This window comes from Labilibaculum sp. (assembly GCF_041595635.1).
GTDB lineage: Bacteria > Bacteroidota > Bacteroidia > Bacteroidales > Marinifilaceae > Labilibaculum.
Genome location: NZ_JBFHJW010000108.1, coordinates 1 through 5,986, shown reverse-complemented (window position 1 = coordinate 5,986; position 5,986 = coordinate 1). Strand labels below are relative to the sequence as shown.

General features: G+C 37.5%; 4 protein-coding genes. 1 reads left to right on the top strand and 3 read right to left on the bottom strand.

The window, feature by feature from the left end:
- Positions 1-409: 409 nt before the first annotated feature.
- A complete protein-coding gene (locus ABYT26_RS17275) occupies positions 410-877 on the bottom strand; it encodes a nucleoside deaminase (RefSeq protein WP_372756216.1) in 468 nt (155 codons plus the stop codon).
- Positions 878-1,247: 370 nt separating this feature from the next.
- On the opposite strand from ABYT26_RS17275, the gene aspS reads away from it, so the two are divergent.
- Entirely contained in the window at positions 1,248-3,005 is a 1,758-nt protein-coding gene (gene aspS / locus ABYT26_RS17270) for an aspartate--tRNA ligase (RefSeq protein WP_372756214.1), read from the top strand.
- 248 nt (positions 3,006-3,253) lie between these two features.
- On the opposite strand, the gene lepA is transcribed toward aspS, so the two are convergent.
- Complete coding sequence (lepA, locus tag ABYT26_RS17265) at positions 3,254-5,041, bottom strand: translation elongation factor 4 (RefSeq protein ID WP_372756212.1); 1,788 nt, start codon at positions 5,039-5,041, stop codon at positions 3,254-3,256.
- A 294-nt stretch (positions 5,042-5,335) separates the two neighbouring features.
- Positions 5,336-5,980, bottom strand: a complete 645-nt coding sequence (locus ABYT26_RS17260; RefSeq protein ID WP_372756210.1) for a type II CAAX prenyl endopeptidase Rce1 family protein — start codon at positions 5,978-5,980, stop codon at positions 5,336-5,338.
- Between the last annotated feature and the right edge of the window lie 6 nt (positions 5,981-5,986).

The window sequence follows — 5,986 nt, the reverse complement described above, 5'->3', positions numbered from 1 at the left end:
GTGAAACCCAACATGTTTCTTACTTTATTGTAACATACAACGTCTTCTAAAAAGTTGTCGGCAATGTATTTTGCGCGTAAAGGATCGCCAGGCAAAAGTATAGTTTCAGCAATATCGCCCATTTTGGCTTCATTGTGTGCACTCATGATATATTCAATTTATAGGTTTAAATTTAAAGATAACGGATTTCTACTTAGAATCATAAGATCCAAACACAGAAATAGCAAGATCTACTACTCAATTTCAGAAAAGAATATGGATTATAAATTGGTCGGATGGTAGATGATGATCAAGAATGCTAAAGTTAAATTATCCCCAAAAACTTTGCCAATCATCTTTCTTTTATCGGCAACAAAAATAATCAATTTATCGAATTTTGCTTCTTTTGGCAGTCACTTTTCTTGATTTTCTACAGCGACATTCTTTTTCGCGCAAAAAAATCGCGAATTAAATCGGCACTTTCCTGCTCCATAATGCCCGAAACTACTTCGGTACGAGGATGCATGGGACTGGGTGAAAAGCGCGTGTATCCTCTTTTCTCGTCGCTGGCACCATACACTATTTTCGAGATCTGCGACCAAGCCAAGGCTCCTGCACACATATTGCATGGTTCAAGTGTTACATATAAAGTGCAATCGATCAGATATTTTCCACCTAAAAAATTAGCTGCTGCTGTTATGGCCTGCATTTCGGCATGAGCGGTTACATCGTTCAAGCGTTCGGTTAAGTTGTGCGCTCTGGCAATGATCCTATTGTTGCACACCACAATTGCACCTACAGGAATTTCATCGGCCTCGAAAGCCTTTTGCGCTTCCTGCATGGCTTGTTTCATAAAATATTCATCAGAAAATGGAGAGATGGCTGGTTCTTGGTTCATGTTGACTTAAATTGAAATTTGAAACTGAAAAAAGATCGGCGTAAACAACTACTTCTATACCAATGTAGAGCTAAATTCCTTTCTTATGACTAAAATCTAATAATCTATTAATAAAAGCTTATTCAATTACGCAAATTGTTAGTAATTTCGCAAAGTTAATAAACCGGCAACAAAAAATATGGCAAGAAGCAAAAGCTTTCGGCTTGGCTCAACGCTTTAAAATTTATTTGCAGCTTTGTTTTCACTAAAAATTTAAAATGTGTTGCAATTTGTGGGCATTAGCCTAACGGGCAAAACAAAAAATAAAAGCGATCGGCTACAGGCTCATCGCCAATAGCTCAAAGCTTGTTAAATCATTAAATGGTATAAGATGTACAGGACTCATACTTGTGGAGAATTAAGAATTCAGAATGTAAACGATACGGTCACACTTAGCGGCTGGGTGCAAAAAGCGCGTAATTTAGGGGGAATGACCTTTGTTGATCTTCGGGATCGATATGGCATTACACAATTTGTTTTCGATATGGAAAGCAATGCCGAACTTTGCGAAAAAGCTAGAAAACTAGGTCGTGAGTTTGTGGTAGCCATTACCGGAAAAGTTGCCGAAAGACAAAGTAAAAACGATAAAATACCTACCGGAGCTGTTGAGATTATTGCTGATGAATTGAATATTCTTAGCAAGTCGGTAATTCCTCCTTTCACCATTGAAGACAATACCGATGGTGGCGATGAGTTGAGAATGAAATATCGTTACCTTGATCTTCGTCGTTCCTGTGTTCGCGAGAATTTAATCTTGCGTCATAAAATGGGTATCGAGGTTCGTAACTACCTTGATCAATTAAATTTTATTGAAACTGAAACTCCTGTTTTAATTAAATCGACTCCCGAAGGAGCTCGTGACTTTATTGTTCCTTCGAGAATGAACCAAGGCGAATTTTACGCTTTGCCACAATCGCCACAGGTATTTAAACAATTGTTGATGATTTCGGGTTTCGACCGTTACTATCAGATTGTAAAATGCTTCCGCGATGAAGATTTGCGTGCCGATCGTCAGCCTGAGTTTACACAGATTGATTGCGAAATGGCCTTTGTTGAACAGGAAGATGTTTTGAACACTTTTGAAGGTTTGACCAAAAACTTGTTTAAAAAATTAAAAAATATAGATATCGACTATCAATTTCCACGCTTAGCCTATGCCGATGCCATGGAAATGTATGGTAACGATAAGCCGGATATCCGTTTCGATATGAAATTTGTTGACCTGAGCACGATTGCCAAGGGAAATGATTTCAAGCTTTTTGATGAAGCAGAATACATAGGAGCCATTTGTGCTGAAGGATGTGCAAAATATACTCGTAAACAACTGGATGCACTTACCAACTTTGTGAAGAAACCACAAATTGGAGCCAAAGGAATGGTTTACGTAAAATACAACGAGGATGGTAGCTTTAAATCATCGGTTGATAAATTTTACGATGCCGAGCAATTGCAGAAATGGGCCGATGCTTGTAATGCAAAACCTGGCGATTTGATTTTGGTTTTGGTTGGTGAAAAAGCAAAAACACTTCCTCAACTAAGCGAATTGCGTTTGGAAATGGGAAATCAGTTGGGCTTGCGCGATAAGAATGTGTACGCTCCTCTTTGGGTAGTCGACTTTCCTTTACTGGAGTGGGACGAAGATTCGGAACGTTTCCATGCCATGCACCATCCCTTTACTTCTCCTAAGCAGGAAGATATACATTTACTGGATACAGATCCTGGAAAAGTTCGTGCCAATGCTTACGATTTGGTAATTAATGGTGTTGAAATTGGTGGTGGTTCCATTCGTATTCACGATACCGAACTGCAGGCACAAATGTTCAAACATCTTGGTTTTACCGATGAAGAAGCACAAGCACAGTTTGGCTTCCTAATGAATGCCTTTAAATATGGTGCACCACCTCACGGGGGAATCGCTTTCGGATTCGATCGTCTGGCTTCTATGTTTGCAGGAATTGAATCCATCAGAGACGTAATTGCCTTCCCTAAAAACAATTCGGGTCGCGATGTAATGATCGATTCTCCATCGCCAATTGCCGATGCGCAAATGGTTGAACTGGGTTTAGACTACAGAAAAAAATCGGAGTAGACTCCTTTAAAATATAAACGAAGCCTGATCTTTTGATCGGGCTTTTTTTGTGCTTTATTTTAATTTAGACGCTGATTTTTATGCTTTCGTATGATTCCATATGAGGTAATTTTAAAATTTCATCTGCAAACCAAGCTGACGATTCAGAATGTGCTTGAGACTTGCAATTGAAAATCAATAAAAAAAAGCTGCCCGAACAATCGAGCAGCTTTTACTATATCTATCCATCTGACCGCAGTCAGTTTTTACTAATCCAATTTCAAAACAGCAAGGAAAGCTTTTTGTGGCACTTCCACATTTCCAATTTGTTTCATCTTTTTCTTACCCTTCTTTTGTTTCTCCAAAAGTTTACGCTTACGCGTGATATCACCACCATAACATTTTGCGGTTACATCTTTACGAACGGCTTTTACGGTTTCGCGGGAAATAATTTTAGCACCAATGGCACCCTGAATGGCAATATCAAATTGCTGACGAGGAATTAACTCCTTCAGTTTCTCACACATTCTTCTTCCGAAAGTTTGAGCATTATCGAAATGAATTAAGGTTGATAGTGCATCTACACCTTCCCCATTTAAAAGAATATCCAATTTTACCAGCTTAGCAGCTCGCACACCAATTAAGAAGTAATCAAAAGAAGCATATCCTTTCGAGATACTTTTTAGCTTATCGTAAAAATCGAATACAATCTCGCCCAAAGGCATCTCATAAGTCAATTCAACACGATCGCTGGTTAAATATTGCTGATTGGTCATAATTCCTCGCTTAGACATGCAAAGAGTCATCAACGAACCAATATAATCCGATTTGGAAATAATCTGGGCTCTAATGTATGGTTCTTCAATAAAGTCCAAAGAGTTTGGATCGGGCATATCCGAAGGATTGTGCATTTCGAATACATCGCCTTTTTTGGTATGCGCCACATAGGAAACGTTAGGAACCGTAGTAATCACATTTATATCGAACTCTCGATCTAAACGCTCCTGAATAATTTCCATGTGCAACAAGCCCAGGAATCCACAACGGAAACCAAACCCCAGTGCCATGGATGATTCCGGCTCAAAAGTAAGGGAAGCATCATTCAGCTTCAACTTCTCCATAGCAGCACGCAAATCCTCGTAGTCTTCCGAAACAATCGGATAAACACCAGCAAAAACCATTGGCTTCACCTCTTCAAAACCATCAATGCTGGCTTCACAGGGTCTATCTCTATGGGTTACCGTATCCCCTACTTTTACTTCCGTAGATGTTTTAATTCCCGATATAATATAACCTACATCGCCAGTTTTAAGCACTTTTCTTGGTTCTTGTGTTAAGCGCAAAACACCAATTTCGTCGGCTTCGTACTCTTTTCCTGTGTTCACAAATTTTACGGTGTCGCCCTTCTTAATCTCACCATTCATCACTCGGATGTAGGCAATAATTCCTCGGAAAGAATTAAATTCAGAATCAAAAATAAGTGCTTGTAAAGGAGCTTCTGGATCGCCTTTGGGAGCAGGAACTCTTGCGACAATTGCCTCTAAGATCTCAGGAACACCTTCACCTGTTTTTCCGCTAGCGGCCAAAATATCATCCACATCGCAACCAATCAAATCTACAATTTGATCTTTCACATCTTCGGGATTTGCGTTGGGTAAATCGATTTTATTCAGCACCGGAATAATCTCCAAATCATTCTCAATAGCCAAATACAAATTAGAAATGGTTTGAGCTTGAATTCCCTGAGTAGCATCTACAATTAGCAGTGCTCCCTCGCAGGCAGCAATGGAACGAGACACCTCGTAGGAAAAATCGACATGACCCGGAGTGTCAATCAAATTCAATACGTATTTTTCACCATCCTGCTCATAATCCATTTGTATGGCATGACTTTTAATGGTAATACCACGCTCGCGTTCCAAATCCATATCATCCAATACCTGAGCTTGTTTCTCCCGATCGGTAATGGTATTGGTTACGTCTAAAAGGCGGTCGGCCAGGGTACTTTTCCCATGGTCGATATGGGCTATGATGCAAAAATTACGTATGTTCTTCATCTGATCAATTGCGAATTAAGTATTAGTAATTACGAATAGTCAACTACAAATTACGAAAGCTTTTTAGATCTATTCGCAATTCACAATTATAAATTCCTAATTGAATCCGCAAAGATATTCAAATCTGTGGAATAATAAGAATTTGGGTTTAAAGAAAGAAGTCTAATTTTTTCTTTATAGAACCTCACAATAAGACAAGATTTTTATTGTCTTTTATATCGCAAAAATAAGATTTATTATTTTTAGTTTTAACATTCTGAAATCATGTAAATAATTAAATCTTTAGTATCAAAATTAGTGCAACAAAGTTAATACTACTGGAATGAAATTATTTGCCGAATGAAACAAAATAGACCAATTCAATCCATTTTTAATACGAAGATATCCAAAACCAAAACCAATCATAATATATTCCATTGTCCTAACGAACAACGCCGCTCCTTCAGTATCGCATCTCATTATGTGCAATACTCCAAATAAAACTGCTGAAACAATTTGTAACAGATATATATTACTTTTTGACGACCATTGAATTAATTCATAAGTATACTTATTAATAATTGGACGCACTAAGAAAAAAACAACAGTGAACACAATTATACTACATAAGACTCTATACCAAAAACTAATACCTGAACAGCTCAACAATACAACATAATATCCTATAGCTGAAATGAACAAGCATATTGTTTTGTTATTAATCACCAACCATGACCGAGTCAATAATTCCTCAAAAATAGGAGCTAATACTAACGCAAAAACCACAAAAGTGATTTTACCCTCTCTCTTCATCAAACTCAACTCAAAATCTGATTTCAAAAAAGGAATTCCATTTTTGAAAAAAAACAAATAAATAATAAAAATAAATACTGCTTTTATTAAAATATTATAACAAAAAACTGATCCAAATACAATATGCTTTTTATTTTGAATTTTCATTTATTT

Coding starts and splice junctions, on each gene's coding strand:
- lepA (WP_372756212.1), bottom strand. CDS start 5,041: ATGAAGAACATACGTAATTTTTGCATCATAGCCCATATCGACCATGGG.
- ABYT26_RS17260 (WP_372756210.1), bottom strand. CDS start 5,980: ATGAAAATTCAAAATAAAAAGCATATTGTATTTGGATCAGTTTTTTGT.
- aspS (WP_372756214.1), top strand. CDS start 1,248: ATGTACAGGACTCATACTTGTGGAGAATTAAGAATTCAGAATGTAAAC.
- ABYT26_RS17275 (WP_372756216.1), bottom strand. CDS start 877: ATGAACCAAGAACCAGCCATCTCTCCATTTTCTGATGAATATTTTATG.